The sequence below is a fragment of the Faecalicatena faecalis genome (genome assembly GCF_012524165.2).
Taxonomy (GTDB): domain Bacteria; phylum Bacillota; class Clostridia; order Lachnospirales; family Lachnospiraceae; genus Faecalicatena_A; species Faecalicatena_A faecalis.
In genome coordinates this window covers 1-18,557 of record NZ_JABACJ020000034.1, presented here as the reverse complement: position 1 = coordinate 18,557, position 18,557 = coordinate 1, and the positions used below count along the sequence as shown (strand labels likewise).

General features: G+C 44.3%; 22 protein-coding genes. 7 read left to right on the top strand and 15 right to left on the bottom strand.

What is annotated here, in order from left to right:
• Positions 1 to 121 precede the first annotated feature (121 nt).
• Complete coding sequence (locus HGO97_RS21755; RefSeq protein ID WP_216245186.1) at positions 122 to 961, top strand: helix-turn-helix domain-containing protein; 840 nt, start codon at positions 122 to 124, stop codon at positions 959 to 961.
• On the opposite strand, the gene HGO97_RS21750 is transcribed toward HGO97_RS21755, so the two are convergent.
• The 11 genes from HGO97_RS21750 to HGO97_RS21700 all read right to left on the bottom strand — a co-directional run bounded on the left by HGO97_RS21750 (position 913) and on the right by HGO97_RS21700 (position 11,136).
• Positions 913 to 1,386, bottom strand: a complete 474-nt coding sequence (locus HGO97_RS21750) for a threonine/serine exporter family protein (protein WP_408610870.1) — start codon at positions 1,384 to 1,386, stop codon at positions 913 to 915. The genes HGO97_RS21755 and HGO97_RS21750 overlap by 49 nt on opposite strands.
• Complete coding sequence (locus HGO97_RS21745) at positions 1,386 to 2,240, bottom strand: threonine/serine exporter family protein (protein ID WP_246597682.1); 855 nt, start codon at positions 2,238 to 2,240, stop codon at positions 1,386 to 1,388. The genes HGO97_RS21750 and HGO97_RS21745 overlap by 1 nt, the downstream gene beginning before the upstream one ends.
• 148 nt (positions 2,241 to 2,388) lie before the next feature.
• On the bottom strand, positions 2,389 to 4,125 hold the full coding sequence (locus tag HGO97_RS21740; protein ID WP_216245184.1) for a carbon starvation CstA family protein: 1,737 nt from the start codon (positions 4,123 to 4,125) through the stop codon (positions 2,389 to 2,391).
• Positions 4,126 to 4,157: 32 nt separating this feature from the next.
• A complete protein-coding gene (locus HGO97_RS21735; protein WP_216245183.1) occupies positions 4,158 to 4,694 on the bottom strand; it encodes a hypothetical protein in 537 nt (178 codons plus the stop codon).
• Between the two features lie 141 nt (positions 4,695 to 4,835).
• The gene (locus HGO97_RS21730; RefSeq protein ID WP_216245181.1) at positions 4,836 to 6,146 is read right to left on the bottom strand and encodes a sensor histidine kinase; all 1,311 of its coding nucleotides are present in this window, start codon (positions 6,144 to 6,146) and stop codon (positions 4,836 to 4,838) included.
• Positions 6,136 to 6,816: a response regulator transcription factor gene (locus HGO97_RS21725; protein ID WP_216245179.1), complete on the bottom strand. Its 681-nt coding sequence runs from the start codon at positions 6,814 to 6,816 to the stop codon at positions 6,136 to 6,138. Before HGO97_RS21725 ends, HGO97_RS21730 begins: the two co-directional genes overlap by 11 nt.
• A 50-nt stretch (positions 6,817 to 6,866) precedes the next feature.
• Entirely contained in the window at positions 6,867 to 7,523 is a 657-nt protein-coding gene (gene phoU, locus HGO97_RS21720; RefSeq protein WP_216245178.1) for a phosphate signaling complex protein PhoU, read from the bottom strand.
• A 3-nt stretch (positions 7,524 to 7,526) separates the two neighbouring features.
• The gene (pstB, locus tag HGO97_RS21715; protein ID WP_216245176.1) at positions 7,527 to 8,276 is read right to left on the bottom strand and encodes a phosphate ABC transporter ATP-binding protein PstB; all 750 of its coding nucleotides are present in this window, start codon (positions 8,274 to 8,276) and stop codon (positions 7,527 to 7,529) included.
• Between the two features lie 99 nt (positions 8,277 to 8,375).
• A complete protein-coding gene (gene pstA, locus HGO97_RS21710; protein ID WP_246597680.1) occupies positions 8,376 to 9,251 on the bottom strand; it encodes a phosphate ABC transporter permease PstA in 876 nt (291 codons plus the stop codon).
• Positions 9,229 to 10,092, bottom strand: coding sequence for a phosphate ABC transporter permease subunit PstC (pstC, locus tag HGO97_RS21705; RefSeq protein ID WP_246597684.1), 864 nt, complete (start codon positions 10,090 to 10,092; stop codon positions 9,229 to 9,231). Before pstC ends, pstA begins: the two co-directional genes overlap by 23 nt.
• A gap of 99 nt (positions 10,093 to 10,191) precedes the next feature.
• A complete protein-coding gene (locus tag HGO97_RS21700; protein ID WP_216245170.1) occupies positions 10,192 to 11,136 on the bottom strand; it encodes a substrate-binding domain-containing protein in 945 nt (314 codons plus the stop codon).
• A 255-nt stretch (positions 11,137 to 11,391) separates the two neighbouring features.
• On the opposite strand from HGO97_RS21700, the gene HGO97_RS21695 reads away from it, so the two are divergent.
• Genes HGO97_RS21695 through HGO97_RS23925 form a run of 3 tightly spaced genes read left to right on the top strand, consistent with a single transcriptional unit; the run spans position 11,392 to position 12,193 of the window.
• Positions 11,392 to 11,562, top strand: coding sequence for a hypothetical protein (locus tag HGO97_RS21695; protein ID WP_216245169.1), 171 nt, complete (start codon positions 11,392 to 11,394; stop codon positions 11,560 to 11,562).
• A complete protein-coding gene (locus HGO97_RS23930; protein WP_246597678.1) occupies positions 11,562 to 11,813 on the top strand; it encodes a hypothetical protein in 252 nt (83 codons plus the stop codon). The genes HGO97_RS21695 and HGO97_RS23930 overlap by 1 nt, the downstream gene beginning before the upstream one ends.
• Positions 11,795 to 12,193: a hypothetical protein gene (locus HGO97_RS23925; protein ID WP_246597676.1), complete on the top strand. Its 399-nt coding sequence runs from the start codon at positions 11,795 to 11,797 to the stop codon at positions 12,191 to 12,193. Before HGO97_RS23930 ends, HGO97_RS23925 begins: the two co-directional genes overlap by 19 nt.
• Before the next feature lie 109 nt (positions 12,194 to 12,302).
• On the opposite strand, the gene HGO97_RS21685 is transcribed toward HGO97_RS23925, so the two are convergent.
• The 3 genes from HGO97_RS21685 to HGO97_RS21675 all read right to left on the bottom strand — a co-directional run bounded on the left by HGO97_RS21685 (position 12,303) and on the right by HGO97_RS21675 (position 15,606).
• Positions 12,303 to 13,943: a Na/Pi cotransporter family protein gene (locus HGO97_RS21685; RefSeq protein WP_216245167.1), complete on the bottom strand. Its 1,641-nt coding sequence runs from the start codon at positions 13,941 to 13,943 to the stop codon at positions 12,303 to 12,305.
• A 279-nt stretch (positions 13,944 to 14,222) separates the two neighbouring features.
• Positions 14,223 to 14,579, bottom strand: coding sequence for a SpoVA/SpoVAEb family sporulation membrane protein (locus tag HGO97_RS21680; protein WP_216245165.1), 357 nt, complete (start codon positions 14,577 to 14,579; stop codon positions 14,223 to 14,225).
• 16 nt (positions 14,580 to 14,595) lie between these two features.
• On the bottom strand, positions 14,596 to 15,606 hold the full coding sequence (locus HGO97_RS21675) for a stage V sporulation protein AD (RefSeq protein WP_216245163.1): 1,011 nt from the start codon (positions 15,604 to 15,606) through the stop codon (positions 14,596 to 14,598).
• Positions 15,607 to 15,944: 338 nt separating this feature from the next.
• Here HGO97_RS21675 and HGO97_RS21670 point away from each other — a divergent pair, with 338 nt between their 5' ends.
• From HGO97_RS21670 to HGO97_RS21660, 3 genes are read left to right on the top strand one after another with little or no spacing between them, the layout of a single operon-like run.
• Positions 15,945 to 16,319, top strand: a complete 375-nt coding sequence (locus HGO97_RS21670) for a GntR family transcriptional regulator (protein ID WP_216245161.1) — start codon at positions 15,945 to 15,947, stop codon at positions 16,317 to 16,319.
• Positions 16,320 to 16,322: 3 nt separating this feature from the next.
• Complete coding sequence (locus HGO97_RS21665; protein ID WP_216245159.1) at positions 16,323 to 17,192, top strand: ABC transporter ATP-binding protein; 870 nt, start codon at positions 16,323 to 16,325, stop codon at positions 17,190 to 17,192.
• Positions 17,180 to 17,833 carry an ABC-2 transporter permease gene (locus HGO97_RS21660; protein ID WP_216245156.1) on the top strand — a complete coding sequence of 218 codons (654 nt, stop codon included), beginning with the start codon at positions 17,180 to 17,182 and terminating at the stop codon, positions 17,831 to 17,833. The genes HGO97_RS21665 and HGO97_RS21660 overlap by 13 nt, the downstream gene beginning before the upstream one ends.
• A 96-nt stretch (positions 17,834 to 17,929) precedes the next feature.
• Here HGO97_RS21660 and HGO97_RS21655 read toward each other — a convergent pair.
• Positions 17,930 to 18,557 (bottom strand): thiolase family protein (locus tag HGO97_RS21655; protein ID WP_246597674.1); only part of this gene is annotated, 628 nt, incomplete at its 5' end.

The window sequence follows — 18,557 nt, the reverse complement described above, 5'->3', positions numbered from 1 at the left end:
TGTTTCTATCATTATATCAGGCATTTTTTTCATATAATACGAAGTAAATGCTTTTCATATTGCAAATAATGCTCTATAATAAAACAAGATCATCATATTCTAAAAAGGAGCACATAAATAAATGGAGCAATATAACAAACGTGGATATTTGAACAGCGACTTCCGTATCTTCCATATAAAAGATACTGTTTCCAAAGAATTTGATTTCCATTACCATGACTTTCATAAGATTACTATTTTCATTAAGGGGAATGTGCAGTATATCATAGAAGGAAAATCCTATGAGCTGGAGCCCTACGATATTGTTCTGGTGAATCGTAATGATATCCACCGGGTTCAAGTCGACAGCTCAAAACCCTATGAGCGAATCATCGTCTATATTTCTCCAGGATTTATGGAGGATTATAAGACTTCGGAATATGATCTGAATTACTGCTTTGAGAAGGCAAAAAAGGAACACTCCAATGTACTGCGTATTCATTCCCTTGAAAAGAGTTCACTCTTCAAGATTACGAACCGCCTGGAGCATTCCTTTCATGATAACGAATATGCCAGCAGTCTTTACCGGCAGATTCTCTTTTTAGAATTTATGATTCAACTGAACCGCGCGGCAATTAAGAACCACGTGGAATTTTTGGACACCGAATTATATAATACCAAGGTCGTGGATATCATGCAGTATATCAATGCACATCTGACTGAGAATCTAGATATCGACTCTCTGGCTGGGACCTTTTATATCAGCAAATACTATATGATGCGTCTCTTCAAAGCAGAGACAGGTTACACGATCGGGAATTATATCACTTACCGCCGTCTATTACATGCTCGGAATCTGATCTTTGATGGGATGCCGATCACTCAAGCCTGTTTTGCCAGCGGATTCCACGACTATTCCACATTCTCCCGGGCTTATAAGTCAGAATTTTCGGAAGCTCCCCGGAATCTGCTGCGCCAATAGTCTGCCTTGAACCATTGTTTGGGAATGGAGACTACAAAAATAATTCCAAGCACAATCGCAAATGCGACCTTGACTGCCCCGATTCCCCGGTCTGCAGCCTCCGCCAAATTGCCCTGCACCATGTTGTAAACGGTATAGTAAACGGATGCACCAGGAATCAACGGAAAGATCCCGGACACAAGAAACACCGTAATCGGACATTTTTTCCACACTGCCAGAATTCTGGACATCAGTACGACCAGCACCGTTCCAAGAAATGCAGATGTGGAGACAGATGCTACATTGATACTGACCAGATAGCAGAGCCATCCTGCCATCCCTGTCAGCCCGCAGCTTAAGTAGAATCTGCGAGGCACATTGAACAGCACAGAAAAAGCAATCGTCCCTAAAAAGGAACAGAACATATTTGCAAGCACATATCCTATCACAGCCACGCACCTCCCACCAGTTTATGAAAGCTTCCAAGCACAAAGCCGACACCGATTGCAATGTAGACGAACACCAGCAGTGCATCCAGAATCCTTACGATACCAGCGATAAAATCACTGTTGGCAATATCGCGGATTGCATTGACAAATGCGACTCCCGGTACTAACGGCATAATGGAGCCGATAATAATTTTGTCGATTCTGACTGGAAAAGGCCAGGGAAACTGAATCGCCAAAAGGGCCAGAATAGTAATCATCCCTCCGCCCACAATATTCGTCAAAATCTTTGTCAGCTTATGTTTCTCTGCAAAAATAACAAATACATACAGAAAACACCCAATCAATACCGCCATCAGGCTCTCCCAAATATTCCCCTGCAGAAGATAACAGAAGCATCCGCTCCCGATACCTGCCGCAAAAATACGGAACCTGCCCCGCTTCGGCGGCATGGCTTCGATCTCCTTGAGCCTTGCCCTTGCTTCCTCCAATCCAATCCTGCCCGCTGAAATCTCACGCGACAGGTCATTGACCTCTGTCACGATTCCCAGATGGAATCCCGAGAGAGGAATATGCTTTACCTTCGCATATATGTCCTCCTCTTCATCCCTAGCTGTGATAAATATTCCATTGCTCATCACAAAGGATTCCACATCTTCAATCTGATACCGTCTGCATACATGGTCAATTGTCTCTTCCACACGAAAGATCTCCGCGCCATTTTTTAGTAAGACGCGGCCCATATTCATGGCCAGATCCAGGACCTCTCGCATCTGTGTCTTTTCCGTCTTTTGATCTACCTTCTGATCTACCTTCTGATCGCTCTTTTCATCTATCTGTTGTTCCATTAACATACAAAACCCCCAAAACATACCGTTCTTAAGCTTGCCGATACTGCATTTAAGCAACTTATTGTAGCATGTTTTTGGGGGAAATGTCATCTTCCTGAACATAAGTTATTTATTTAACAGGAAGAAAAATTGATTTCTATATTTTTTATTCTTAAGCAGTCTTCTTCTGACCTTTCAATGTCTTCACACCATCCACTGCAAGCACGACTGCAAGCACGATCAGCAAGATGCTGATCACGAGACGGATGTAGCACCATGCCACACCTGCTGCTCCTCCTGCCATGATCGCAGCAAAGTTAGACTTGATTGTCAGACAGAGTGATGTAATGGTCACAATCAACATGAACGCCATTGGAAGCAGGAACATCTTGTTGTTCTTTCCGACCTTACCGAGCCAGGTGGCAACAGCCAGCAGTCCAAGTGCAGCAAGAAGCTGGTTCGCAGCACCGAACAGCGGCCATACATTTGCATAACCAGTCATTCCAAGTGCAATTCCAAGTACCACTGTAATAATTGTTGCAACATACGGGTTCGTCAGGACTTTTTTGTATCCTGTCACTGTCTTGATCTCTTCTCCCGGCTCCAGCCAAAATTCCTGGAACATATAACGTGCAAGACGGGTCGCTGTATCCAATGATGTCAGACAAAATGCAGAAACCGCAAGTACCAGCATCGAGAAGATCACGCTTTCTGCCCCTTTCAAGAGCGGAATCGTAGAGGTCATCTTGGAAATACCCGTTGCAAAAACATTGGTCGGTACGACCAGCTCTCCTGCAGAATAGTTTTTCCAAACATAACCAACCGCACATAAGGAGATAATCGCCAGTGCACACTCGATCAGCATACCGCCGTAAGCGATTGGGCGTGCATCTTTTTCACTGTTCAACTGTTTTGCTGTTGTACCGGAACCTACCAGAGAATGGAAACCTGAGATAGCACCGCAGGCAATCGTGATGAACAATGCTGGGAACATATATCCTAATGAAGTTCCCGTCGGCATCAGAGTATCTTTAAAACCTGTAAATGCCGGAATGTCAAGGCTTGCATTTCCTGTGATTCCTGCGCCGATGACTCCCACAATAGCAACAGCCATCATAAAGTAAAGTAGGAATGAGCTCAAGTAATCCCTTGGCTGCAGCAGAATCCATACCGGTGTTACGGATGCGACAAGAATGTAGACTCCTACAATTAGCATCCAGGTCTTATTATCCAGATATAATGGATGCCAATTTAGTCCGATTACCATACAGATTATAATTGCAATGACACCAACTACAGTAGAGACTCCCAGTGACGCATTCTTTCTGTATACCAGGAACCCAAATACCACAGAGATAACAATAAATAAGATAGAAATCATCGCTGTTGATGCATTGGCTGCTGATGCCGCGTAATCGACCGCACCGCTTTCTGTATATGTAGCCATAAATGTATTTGCAACAATAGAGGCAAAAGCTGCCACAACGAGAAGCAGTGTCAGATAAGAGAAGATGATGAAAATCTTCTTTGACTTTGTTCCCATCGTATCCGCGATGACCTCACCGATCGACTGTCCTTTGTGACGGATCGATGCAAATAATGCTCCGAAATCATGGACGGCACCAAAGAAAATACCTCCGATCAATACCCACAATAATACCGGAACCCAGCCGAATACTGCTGCCTGAATCGGTCCGTTGATCGGGCCTGCCCCTGCGATGGATGAAAAATGATGTCCCATCAAAACAGGCGCTTTTGCCGGACAATAGTCCATTCCGTCCTCCAGTTCATGCGCCGGAGTCTTCCTCGACGGATCCACTCCCCACTGTCCTGCCAGCCATTTACCATATGTAACATAGGCAACGACCAAAATCAGGATACCTGCTAATAAAATTACTACTGCATTCATTGAATTCACTCCTTTTTGTAAGTTAGTAGTAGTTATTGTATATAATAAGGCTGATATGCCTTCTTATATCCCTTGACCAGATCCTTTGCTGCTTTATTACCGAATATTTCTTGATTCGCTCCATCAAAAACGAGCAATCTGGCTTGTGCATACCCCCGAATTCCCAATCTGTAATTCTTAAAATACCGGAAACTCTCTACTGCCCTTCTTACTTCCTTTGAGATTCCCTCTCTGCATATAAAAATTCCGGTAATATATGTATACATGTGATTTTCAGGTGTGCAGCTCTCTCCGCCTCTTACCAGCCGCGGCTCAATGTTATCTGTGATATCTGCCTGAAAGTCCTTTAGATCTTCTAGTCTTAATGTATCCCTGCATGAAAAAAATGTATGCTCAAAACAATTCGCCCGCCACAGTTCTGCCTTCTTTACAAGCACATATTTGGCGCTTGTCACACAAAACGCTGCATATGCATCATATTTATGTCTTCCAATTTCATAAGGACGGGTAATGTCAAATGCCGATTGATAAGATTCCAACAGTTTTTCCAGTAATTCCTCTGCTGTCATTTTGGTTCTCTCCTTTTATTTTGTATCACTTTACCGCGTGACTATAATAAAAAACCACTTTTCTTAGTATATTCCAAAAAAAGTGGTTTTACAATGATAAATTTTATACTTTTTTAATATTTACAATAAAATTTTAATATATTAGAACTTCATTTCAATGCGGGTCCCTTTTCCCGGTTCACTTTCCACCGACACCTTTGCCCCGTGCAGAAGTGCCCCATGTTTGACAATAGACAGGCCAAGACCTGTGCCTCCATGCTCCTTGGAATGGCTTTTGTCCACACGGTAAAAACGCTCAAAAATCCTCTCGTGATGTTCCTTTGGAATTCCGATTCCTGTATCTGATACACTCACCTTTGGCCCATCCAGAGTATTTCCCACCCACACAGAAACACTTCCGCCCGGGATATTATATTTCACCGCATTCTCACATACGTTGTAGATCATCTCGTCCAAAATCTGACGAATCCCCCGGTAGATGACCGGCTCTCCTTCAATTGTAATCTGTACATCCCTGGAATCTGCCTGCATGGAAAGTCTGCTCACGATTTCCCGGCCCAGAGCATATAGGTCTACCTCTTCCTTTTCCAATTCAACGGATTCCTCGTCCAAGCGGGACAGCTTGATGATATCCTCGATCAGCGTGATCAAACGCTTTGCTTCTTTATAGATGCGCTCTGAAAACTTTGGGATATCTTCCTGTCTGACCAATCCATTTTTCATGATCTCTGCATAGCCTGAAATCGAGGTCAAGGGAGTCTTCAACTCATGGGAAACGTTCGCTGAGAATTCCTTTCTCATGTTGGCGACTGCATCCTTTGCCTTGTTCTGCTCATCCATCGCCTGTAAAAGAGGGGTCAGCTCCGGGTAGACATCACTGTCTAATGGATGCTCCAGGTCCAATTCATTGATTGGCTTGATCAGCCGCGCCGTCTGCCATTTTGCCATGAGCCAGGCAAGAAGCAGCATCGCCGCTGTGAGTCCGGCCATCAGCGGGAGGACATTTAAGGCGGTCCTGACCAGATTATCCCGGGTCTTGGCAACACGCAGAATGCTCCCATCCTCCAGAAGCAGCGCATAATAATACATTTCCTTCCCCATAGTACCGGACATACGGATATCTTCTCCATATCCATTTACCAAGGCTTCCTTTACCTCTTCCCTCGCTCCATGGTTATCCAGCACGACCTCATCCCCACCGGAATCGTACAGGACTGTACCATCTATATCGATTCTGGTCACACGGGTCCTGACATCTACCTCGTCCATCTGTTCTAAATAAGCCGGTCCGGAAATATTGACCGCAGTCCTGATATAACGAGCTTCCTGTCTGACCTCTCTCTTTAAAAGGTTCAGGTTCTGATTATAAACGACTACTGTCATAAGCACATAAGAAATCAGCAGGGTTATGGAAAGCACGAACACCATGCTCTTCTGAATCTTAGTTCTCATCCTTCCCTCCTATCCGGTAACCGACTCCCCTGACAGTCTCAATTATATCCCCCTTTTCCCCAAGCTTCTGGCGCAGTGTCCTGACATGGACATCCACAGTTCTTGTCTCTCCGTCAAAATCATATCCCCAAATATCCTCTAAAAGCTGATCTCTGGTAAGAACAATATTTCGGTTCCTCATCAGCCGTTCTAATAGTTCAAATTCCTTCAAGGTCAGAGTGACAGGCATTCCATCTACCGTCACCTCATGTTTTTTTACATTGACGCAGACCCCGGAAGCATGCATATCCTCCTTGTCCTGCGGCTTCCCTGCCCGTCTTAGGACAGCCCTGATCCTGGATATCAGTTCCATCATCCCGAATGGCTTTGTGACATAATCGTCTGCACCGGAGTCCAGTCCGATGACCTTATCATACTCCGCTCCCTTTGCAGTCACCATAATGACCGGGATGTCTTTTGTCTTTGCAGAACTCTTCAGACGTTTTAAAATTGCCAGACCATCTTCTCCTGGCAACATGATGTCAAGCAAAATAAGCTCTGGCGTATCAAACGCCAAAGCCTCCATAAAAGCACTGCCTTCCGCAAATCCCCGTGCCTTTAATCCTGTTGTCTCCAGTGTATATATTACAAGCTCCCGGATGTTATCATCATCCTCCACACAAAATATCATGTGATTCCCTCTTTTCCTGTCTTACTATTCATAGCTTTCTTCCCCGGCAGTCAAATCTGTGAGCCATTCTTATGGACGCCGGTGATGGAAAATTCGACCCACTCCGCGATATTCGTGGCATGATCCCCTATTCTCTCCAGATACTTCGTCACCATAATCAGGTCGAAGATACGCTTTCCATTCTCGCCCTTTTCCGCACGGATATAAGCAATCAGCTCATCACGGATCGTATCAAATAAGTGATCTACCGCATCGTCCGCATCCATCACATTCTTTGCCAGTTCCAAATTTTTTGCCACATAGGCATTCACGCTGTCACGCACCATTTTACTGACAGAAGCAGCCATAGTACCGATTTCTTTGATATCCACGGGGGTCTGGTTCCCTGATGAAATGACGATCTCCGCGATATCTGCGGTCTGATCTCCGATGCGTTCCATATCTGTAATCATCTTAAGCGCTGCCGAGATCCTGCGCAGGTCCTTTGCGACCGGCTGCTGCTGGAGCAGAAGCTTTAAGCACATTCTCTCGATGTCCTTCTCCATCTGGTCAATCTCTTCATCTGCCGACATGACTGCCCTGGCCTGATCAGGATTCCCTTCTTTTAACGCTTGTGTTGCTTTTGCAATCGCGATTTCACACAGCTCTCCCATATGGGTAAGCTGCCTGTCCAATTCCTGTAACTGCATATCAAAACGATTCCGCATAATCTAGCCAAACCTCCCCGTAATATAATCCTCCGTCCGCTTATCAGCCGGAATGGAAAATAACTTTTCCGTATCATTGTATTCTACGACCTCACCCAGGAGGAAAAATGCAGTATTGTCAGATATCCGCACGGCCTGCTGCATGTTATGCGTCACCATGACAATAGTATAATCTTTTTTCAATTCCATCGCAAGGTCTTCTATTTTCGAGGTGGAGATGGGATCCAGGGCAGAAGTCGGTTCATCCATTAAAAGAACCTCTGGTTCTACCGCAAGTGCCCGCGCAATACAAAGACGCTGCTGCTGTCCCCCGGACATTCCCAGAGCGCTCTTTTTCAGCCTGTCTTTGCACTCCTCCCAGATTGCTGCACTGCGAAGCGACCTCTCCACAATATCATCTAACTTAGATTTGGAGCGTATTCCGTGCGTCCGTGGTCCAAACGCGATGTTATCATAAATACTCATAGGAAATGGATTCGGTTTTTGGAAGACCATGCCTACACGCTTGCGCAGCAGGTTCACATCCATTCCTTTAAATATATTTTCGCCGTCCAGAAGAATTTCTCCTTCGATCCGGCATCCCTCCACTAAATCGTTCATACGGTTAATGGATTTGAGCAGCGTAGATTTTCCACAGCCGCTGGGGCCAATGAAGGCCGTTATTTTATTTGGTTCTATTTCCAGATTTATTTCTTTCAGAGCTTTAAAATCATCGTAGTATAAATTCAGATTCTGAATACTTATCTTTCCCATCTTATGATTCCTTTCTATAGATTCAGAAGTGTGCACTGTACTGTCATTTTTCGTATGCCTCTCAACATGTCTCTTTCAATTTGATACATTTCAAGCCGCTCATGCCTTAGCCAGCCTTTTTGCGATGACACCAGACAGCGTATTGATTCCCACGACCAATAAAAGCAGGATTACGGCCGTAGCATAGGCCTGATCCATATACAGACCTTCGCTTGCCAGATTATACATATGTACAGCAAGAGTTCTTCCTGACCCCATCACGCTGTCGGGGATATTCGCTACGGTTCCTGCGGTATAGATCAATGCCGCGGTCTCACCGACAATACGCCCCACCGCCAGTATGACTCCAGCAAGGATTCCCGGCACTGCTGACGGAAGGACGATCCGAAACACAGTCCTAAGTTTCCCTGCCCCCAGTCCAAAACTTCCTTCCCTGAAAGAATCCGGGACCGCCTTTAATGCCTCCTCTGTAGTTCGCATAATCAGAGGAAGAATCATAATTGCAAGTGTAAATGCCCCAGCCAGTAACGAAAATCCCCAGCCCAGGGTATTGACGAAAAAGAGCAGTCCAAAAAGTCCATATACAATAGAAGGAATCCCGGAAAGGGTCTCTGTTGTCAAACGGATGACTCCCATGAATTTATTGCCGCGCTTTGCATATTCCACCAGAAAGATTGCTGCAAATATCCCCAGAGGAACTGCAATGATAAGAGATAACAGTGTCATCGAAATCGTATTGATGAGCGCAGGCATCAGGGATGCATTATCCGAGGTGTAAGTAAACGCAAACAGGGACGGACGAATGTAAGGAACGCCATGCACCAGTATGTAGACGATCAGAAAAAGCAGGACCGTAAAAGTAAGGACCGTTCCGATCAAAACCAGCAGCATCATAAGAAGAGAGCCAGGGTGTCTGAGATAGTTTTTCATTGTTTGACCAAATGTTGTTTGATTATTCACGATTTGTCCTCCCATTTAATAGTGCCACACAGAAGTTGATGACCAGGATAAACACAAACAGAACAACTCCCGTGGCAATCAGCGCCTCTCTGTGAAGTTCTGCCGCATATCCCATCTCAATTACAATATTGGCGGTCAGAGTCCTGACTCCTTTGAGCAGTCCCGCAGGCATCCGGGCCTGGTTTCCCGCTACCATGATCACGGCCATTGTTTCACCGATTGCACGCCCGATTCCCAGAACAATCCCTGCGATCACTCCTGATTTGGCGGCAGGGATAATGACCCTGAAAATACTCCGCTCACGTGTCGCCCCCAGTGCCAGTGCCCCCTCATAATAGGAAGAAGGTACCGAACGGATCGCAGACTCTGTCACACCGATAATCGTCGGCAGGATCATCATTCCCAGTAAAAGGGATGCTGTCAGGATACTGTTTCCATTTCCACTGCTTCTTACCCATCCCATTGCTTTGAGTGCCCTGCCCAGTTCTCTGATCCAGGGGACAAGGACAACCAGCCCGAAGAAACCATATACTACCGAAGGAATTCCGGCCAGAAGCTCTGTGGCACCCTTTAGAGGCCTGTAGATTTTTTTCGGGCAGTACATTGCCATGAATACGGAAGTCAGGATACCGACCGGCACGCCTACAATAATTGCCCCTGCGGTCACATAGATACTTCCAACGATCATGGGGAGGATTCCATAGATATCATTATTCGGCCTCCACATTTCGCCAGATAAAAATTTTACAAATCCAATCTCTTTCATCGCAGGGATTCCATTTGCAAACAGGAAAATACAAATGAGAGCTACCGCCAGTACAGATGCACAGGCGGCAATGAAGAACACTCCCTGCATAATTTTCTCACTCCATCCTTTTACATGCCTCTTTTGCAGAGTTTCCACTTTTGAGACCTGTTTTGCAGGACTGCTGAAATCATATGCTTTCGTTTTCATTTATTCAATTACCTCATCCCAGGCGAGCGCTTCACCGGTATAGATCGATTTTATCTGCTCGCTGCTTAATTCATCTACGGTACTGTTTTTGTTTACAATGACTGCGATTCCATCTGTTGCAATCACAGTAGCCTTAAGCCCCTCTGACAGCTCTGTATCTTTCAGCTCCCTGGAAGCCATACCGATGTCATAGCTGCCGTCTATCGTAGAAGTCATTCCTGTTGTGGAATCTGTTGCCTGGAGTTCGATTTCCACCTTCGGATTTATTGCCTTGTATGCTTCGATCAGCTTTTCCATAACCGGTGAGATCGAGGAAGAACCGCCCACGACTACCTTTCCTGATGGATTAGTTCCTTCAAATGGCTTCACATCATCGACAGCTATATAGTGGTTATCTTCTATTACCTTCTGTCCTTCCTCACTCATGATGAAGTTTACAAAATCCTGTGCTGCTTCATTGTCCATCTCTTCCTTTGTTGCAATGTTGAATGGTCTGGATACCTTGTAATCACCGGATTTTACATTTTCAGCAGTTGCCTTAGCACCATCGATTTTAAGAGCCTTGACACTATCGTCGAGAGAGCCAAGGGAAATATATCCGATTGCATACTCATCACCTGCAACTGTTGTCATCATAACGGATGTACTGTTGGTGATCTGTGCCTCCTGTGTTGTCATATCGATCTTCTCGTCGCCATTCTTCTCTTCGATGCCGAACAGTTCGATGAATGCACCTCTTGTGCCGGAACCATCCTCGCGGGATACGATCGTGATGTCATTGGAGCTGTCCCAATCGGAGGATACGTTCTCCTCTGTCTGTTCTGCCTTTGTATCAGCTGTAGCATCTGCGCTCTTGTCCTCGGATGCATTGCCTGTGCAGCCTGTCGCTGCGATTGTGAACATACTGACCATCGATAAAACTGCGATAAACTTTTTCATTCTCATTTTACAAATCTCCTTTACTTCTGGATATTGGGCGGGCGATGCTGGCCCTTACTGTTCAATTGACTACTTTATTTTCTTCACAGTTGCTATCATAAAGGGGGAATGTAAAATGTGGGATAAGGCGAATGTTAAATCTGTGTAAAATAAAATAATTATGAACATTTGATGAAACTCTTTCCTAAAAAAATAGAATCGGGTATAATAGAAATAATAAAAGTACATTATTGCTTTTCAGATATTCAGGAGGTGACGAGCATGGCTACAAAAAGCATACTAAAAAATGTAAATATTAAAGATAAGCGGCTCGCCCGTACATTCATAGATGCTTTAAGCGAAGCTGAAAAGACGAAATATGATCCGCCAAAACTTTCACGGGAATGTCGAGAACTTACAGATGATAAAATTAAGGAGTTTTTTGGAAAATAGTGAATCTTTCAAATATTGTCCCACCCACGCACTTTGTACAATTTAATTTAAGCGATATTGTAAATACATTAGGAGAGGATGAAATCAAACGTATCCTCTCCTCTTTTTCATGCCCTTTAAATTTAGATGTAGAAAATTTCTTAAAAACTAAAGCGATTGAATTTTCTAAACGTGGTTTTTCTAAGACCCATCTCGTCTACTGGGAAACATCTGATGAAAAAGAAAAGAATTCGTGGGTTATTACACCATAGCTTCTAAATTTATTACAATACAGAGAAGTGCCATAAATAGCAAGGAAGCAAGAAAGTTACGAGAACACGGAATCTATAATGAAAAAACAAATGAATATACTGTATCAGCCCCCTTAATCGGACAATTAGGGAAAAACTATACGAACGGAAATAATTCGCTCATCTCCGGCTCTGATTTACTTCAACTTGCAATACAAAAAATCAAATATGTTCAACATGAAGTTGGTGGACGTTTTGTATATCTTGAATGTGAAGACCAGCCTAAGCTGATACAATTTTATGAAAATAACAACTTTAAGCTATTTGGGAAAAGAGAACTGGATAAAGACGAAACAAATATAAACAGTCACTACCTGCTGCAGTATTTTGCAATGCTGTAGATTTTACATTGTTCCATTCATATTTCATAAAATAAGCCCCGGAACCACATACAGGATTCCGGGGCCTTCATTGATGCCACATTTTATTTAGTTAATCTGATATTTTTCCCTAATTCGCTACCGTCAGCACTTCCTCCGCGATATTACGTGAATGGTCAGAAATACGCTCCAGACATACCAGAGCATCCAGATACACGATTCCGGCATCGGTATTGCACTGATTGCTTGCCAGTCTTCTCATATGCTCTGCACGAAGCCTAATCTCCAGATCGTCGGCCTGGCTCTCCTTCTCGATGACCTTCATCGCCTTTTCCTTACTGTTCTCCTGGAAAGCTTCAATTGCATAAATGAAGCTGTCTGCGCAGACATCGATCATCTCCTTCATCTCAAGAGTTCCCGTCTCGGAGAAGGATGCCTTACGCTCCTGCAGTGTCTCTGCGAATTCAGAAATATTTTCACAGTAATCACTGATACGCTCGATATCTGAAATAATCTGCAGAAGGCTTGCCACATGCTGATGTTCCTTCTCATTGATAGAAAGGGAACTGATCTTAATCACATAATCCGTGATTCCGCTGCACAGCCTGTCCACAGTGCTTTCTTCTTCCTTGATATCCAAAATCTCCTGATAATCCTTTGTAAACATGACTCTTCTGGACTTCTCAAGAGTTGCTTTTACAATGTTGCCCATACGAACGACTTCACTAACTGTTGACTGCAGTGCGATACTCGGTGTCTCCAGCATTCTGTCGTCCAGAAGTACTTTGCTTTCGTCCACTTCTTTGACATCTTCCTTCTCCAGCTTCTTAGCCAGCTTGATGATCAAGTCAGATACTGGGAAGAGAAGAACCGTCGTTCCGATATTGAATATCGTATGCACGGTACTGATCTCTGTCTGTGTAATCACTCCGCCGCCTGCATTCGGATAAATCACCTTGAAAAATACAATGGCTACGATACTGAATAGAATCGTACCTATAATGTTAAATAAGAGGTGCATTACCGCTGCTGTCTTTGCTGTCTTCTTCGCACCGATACTGGACATAATCGCGGTCACACAAGTACCGATATTCTGTCCCATGATAATATATACTGCTGCATTAAATGGTACCAGTCCTGCTGCTGCCAAACTCTGCAGGATACCGACCGACGCGGATGAGCTCTGAATAATAGCTGTTACAACAGCACCCGCTACGATTCCCAGGAACGGATTATGTCCCAGCATTACGAATATGTTGCGGAATCCTTCTGATTCCTGAAGTGGTGCTACTGCGGATGACATCGTTGTGATACCAACAAACAAAAGACCAAATCCGATGATGATACTAGATACGTCCTTTGTAGAACGTCTTGTCCCTGTCAGCATAACGATAACACCGAGCATGATCGCGATTGGAGCCAGGTTGCCCGGACTTAAAAACTTTGCCCATTCCACACTGGATACGAGCCAGCCGGTAACGGTAGTACCGATATTGGCGCCCATGATGACTCCCATCGCCTGGGTCAGATTCATGATCCCTGCATTCACAAAACCAACGACCATGACTGTCGTCGCTGATGAACTCTGAATAACGGCCGTGATAAAGGCTCCAAGCAGGACTCCGAAAAACTTATTCTTTGTCAATGCCTCCAATAATGTCTTCATCTTGCTGCCGGCTGCGTTCTCCAGTCCCTGGGCCATGATCTGCATGCCATATATGAACATACCAAGACCCCCGACAAAAGGGATAATAATGCTTACGTAATTCATACGCCTCCTCCTATAATATACAACAATTCCAGGTCATTTTCGGCTTATGTAATCTCCTCCGCTCAAAAACGCCTGCGTTCTGCTCTCCACCCCTTTTTAAGTGGGCTCATTTCTATTTTGGGATAAAAAATCCCGTACTATTACGATAACATTTACATTCGCAAAAAACAACAGAATTTTTGCTCATATTTTACTGGTTCTATACATAGGAAACTGTTCAGAACAACGAATTTATCCACATTCCCTGTCCTGAACAGCTCAGTAATCCACTTTTATCCCTTATTTTTTCATCCTTGGCTCAAATATGAAGGAAGCAAGGTAGCCAAAGATCAACGCCGCCGAGATTCCCACAGCACTCGCTGTAAATCCGCCCATAAAGATTCCGAGAAATCCATTTTCGTTCACAGCCTTTTTCACTCCCTGCCATAAAAGGTTGCCAAATCCAAGCAACGGAACACTTGCTCCGGCCCCTGCAAACTTCATAAATGGCTCATAAATATTACAGAATCCTAGCACTGCACCGGAACAGACAAGAAGCACCATGATCCGTCCGGGCATTAATTTTGTACGGTCCAGGAGAATCTGCACGATTGCGCAGATCGCTCCTCCTATCCAGAATGCATTTACATAATCCATAAATAATCCTCCTTTATCAGCAGTGCTCTAATACGATCGCATGGGCGATTCCCGGTACACTTGCGCCTTCATTAAAGCTGACCGTCGACATCAATGCTCCCGTAGGCACAAACAACACGCGTTTCCACTCACCCTTTTTAATTTTCGGCAGAATATACGCTGCCAGAGTCACGGCCGCGCAGCCGCAGCCGCTCCCACCTGCGTGGGTGTCCTGGCCTTTCTGGTCGAAGATCGTCATTCCGCAGTCCATGTGTTTTGTTTTGATATCGTAGCCCTTTCCCTGCATCAGGTCAAACAAAATATCCTGCCCTACATAGCCCAGATCGCCCGTTACGATTCTGTCATAGTCTTCCACTTTTCTCTCGAAATCCAACAGGTTCCTAATAATCGTATCTGCCGCTGCCGGAGCCATACATGCCCCCATATTCTGTGAATCCTTCAAGCCGTAATCTACGATTTTTCCTACTGTCACACCGCTGATTCGAATGTGGCTCTTTTGTGTACCGACTAAAAAGGCACCGCTCCCTGTCACGGTCCAGTGTGCTGACAATGGCCGCTGACTCGCATAGCCTAGTGGAAAACGGAATTCCTTCTCTGCACTTCCGAAATGACTGGAGGTCACTGCCAGCATATAATCCCCATACCCTGCGGCTACGCTCATTGCACTCAGAGCCAATGCCTCGCCGGAGGTGGAGCATGCCCCATAAAGTCCGAAAATCGGAATCTGAAGCTCTTCAACGCCCATAGAGGTTGCGATTCCCTGGCGCAAAAGGTCGCCCCCAAAAAGATACCGGACATTTTCCGGTGTCACGTGAGCCTTGCCAAGAGCCAGCACACAGGCCTCCTTTTGCATATTACTTTCGGCCTCTTCCCAGGTCTTTGCCCCAAACAGGTCGTCTTGATTCGTCATGTCAAATAATTTTGCAAGTGGTCCTTCTGCCTCTTTGCTCCCTACGACGGAACCGCTGCTGATAAGATAAGGAGATTCTCCAAAGCTGATGCTCTGACTGCCCTTTACTTGATTCATCTTATTCCCTCATTTCAATGATTTCTATTACTCTTACTGTTACTATTCTGATTCGTGTCGCTTGTCTGTATAAACAATTCCGATTGCTTCCCGAATTTTAATGGTTATTATCTCTAAGTTTTACCAAAATATACATGATTTTGCAGTTTACCATGCCCTATCCCTCAAGTGCACCAATTACGGCGTACTCTTAATCCATTCCTTGCATTCCTACTATTGACAAATCTAAAATCTTTGCTATACTGTACTTATCAAACAAGTACAGTATAAGTACAATAAGTACACTTAAATATATTTTTATCAACACTCTGTGCTCAAGATAGAAAGGCGGTGAGATTTTGGAAATTATACTAAGCAACAGCAGCAACAAACCAATCTATGAACAGATCACCTCGCAGATGAAGGGTATGATCATGCGTAATGAGCTAAAAACCGGCGATGCCCTCCCCTCCATGCGGGGCCTAGCAAAGAGCCTCCATATCAGTGTCATTACTGCTCAACATGCCTACGAAGACCTCCAACGGGACGGTTTTATCGAGACAATTGCGGGAAAGGGAACCTTTGTTGCCGCACAGAACCGGGATTTTATACGGGAGGAAGAACTTCGTATCGCTGAGGAGAAGCTTTCAGAAGCGGCGGATATCGCAAAGCGAAACGGGATTCCGTTGTCACAGTTGGTCAATATTTTAACTTTACTTTATAAGGAGGTCTAAACCATGGACAACATCTTAAGTATCAGTCATCTCTGTAAAAAATATAAGGATTTTACTCTGGATGATATTTCCTTCCAGATTCCGCGCGGCGTCATCTGTGGACTAATTGGGGAAAACGGAGCTGGAAAGACGACCACTATTTCCGCTCTTTTAAATATGGTTACGCCCGACAGCGGGAATATTCAAGTCTTAGGAATGGATCACGTGGAAAGTGAGCGTGAGATTAAGCAAAAGCTTGGTATCGTACTGGATGAAGTCAATCAGGTCCCTCATCTATACTGCAAGGATATCGATACAATCATGAAAAAAATATATCAAGACTGGGACAGCGAACTATTTTTTCAATATTTAGAAAAGTTTCAGCTTCCTAAAGAGAAAAAAATCAAGGAGCTTTCCAAAGGAATGAATGTAAAGCTGAACTTTGCAATTGCGCTCTCTCATCAAGCTGAATTTTTGATACTGGATGAGGCCACATCAGGACTTGATCCTGTAATGCGGGATGAGATTCTAAAGCTGCTGCAGGATTTTATTATGGATGAAAAGCACTCCGTCCTGTTATCCACCCATATTACGAGTGATTTAGATAAAGTCGCGGACTACATCGTTTTTATGCATGAGGGCAAGATCCAATTTATGAGATCCAAGGAAGAGATCGAGAATCATTATGGTGTGCTACAGTGCAGAAAGGATTTCTTTGAGGCACTTTCTCCTGATGACTATTGCGCTTATATACAGGAGGACTTTTCCATCAAAGTCTTAGTCAGCCACAAGCAGGAACTACTCGAACATTTTCAGGATCTTGTTATTGAGCGTGCTTCGATTGAAGACATCATGCTATTTTATATTAAGGGGGTAATCACATGTCAGGATTGATACAACGGGATTTACTTTTATACTTCCGAAAAAATCCCAAAATACTCTATGTTTTTGAAGCTGTATATTTCTTATTCTTCCTTTTTATTATGAAAAACAAATATGGACCTCTTACATATCTTCTGTTATGCACTCCCATCGATATGTCAGGTCTTCCTGCTACATTAAAAGAAATGGATACCAGTTACAAAGGAATGATGACTGCAAGACTTTTACCGTACAGTAAAAAGGACCTTGTAAAAGGGCGCTTTTATTCTGCTTTTTCCTACCATATCTTTAGTCTGGCAGAAATGCTGTTATTTACAATATGTCATTACCTGATTTGGAAAGCATTTTCCCTAGAAATCTATTTTCTTCTTTTTCTAGGCGGGTGGTTGATCGGTATTCTTCTGACCGCAGTGAACCTGCTTGCCAGCTTCCTTTCAGGCCTCAATGCAACTATGATCTTTTATATGATTTCTGCAATTGGACTGGTGGGCGGATACCTTTTGTTTCTGTTTTCTGACAAAAGCTACGACTTTTTGAATCAGCTCATTTCAACAAACAGAGTATTGCTGTTCTTGCTCGGTATTTTTGTTAATATCCTAATTGTCTTGGTCTGCTACTTCATCAGCCTGAAACACTTTGAAAAGAGTTCATAAAAAATCTCCCCAGTGGCTTAAACAGCCTGCCTGGGGAGATCCTTTTTTAAAAGAAGGAGTTAAAATCATTTAATGTCTGTAAAAAAGCTTTGCAAATCAACACTTTGTAAAGTACATGGAGATTCCCTGTCCTCCACCGATGCACATGCTGATCATGGCATCCTTCTTGTCGGTACGCATCAGCTCGTACATTACCTTTACAGTCAGGATTGCACCGGTCGCACCGATCGGATGTCCGATGGAGATTCCGCCGCCGTAGATGTTGACCTTCTCCGGGTCTAAGCCCAGATCCCTGCTGACTGCATATGCCTGGCTCGCAAAGGCCTCATTGATCTCGAACATATCGATCTCTTTTAAGTCCAATCCTAACTTGGCTGCCAGCTTCTCACTGGAGAATTTCGGAGAATATCCCATCAGCTCTGCATCAAATCCTGCCACTGCATAGCCCTCGATCTTCATCTTCGGAACCACTCCGAGCTCTTCTGCCTTTTCTCTTGCCATCACGACAACCGCTGCTGCACCGTCATTCAGACTGGAGGAGTTGCCTGCTGTGACTGTTCCGTCCTTTACGAAGCATGGGCGCAACTTTGCGAGCTTCTCAATGGTCTGTCCATCTCTCGGGCCTTCATCTGTATCAAACACAGTCACATTCCCTTTTCTGTCCTTTAGCTCTACCGGAAGGATCTCATCCTTGAACTTTCCTTCCCTGATCGCTGCACATGCC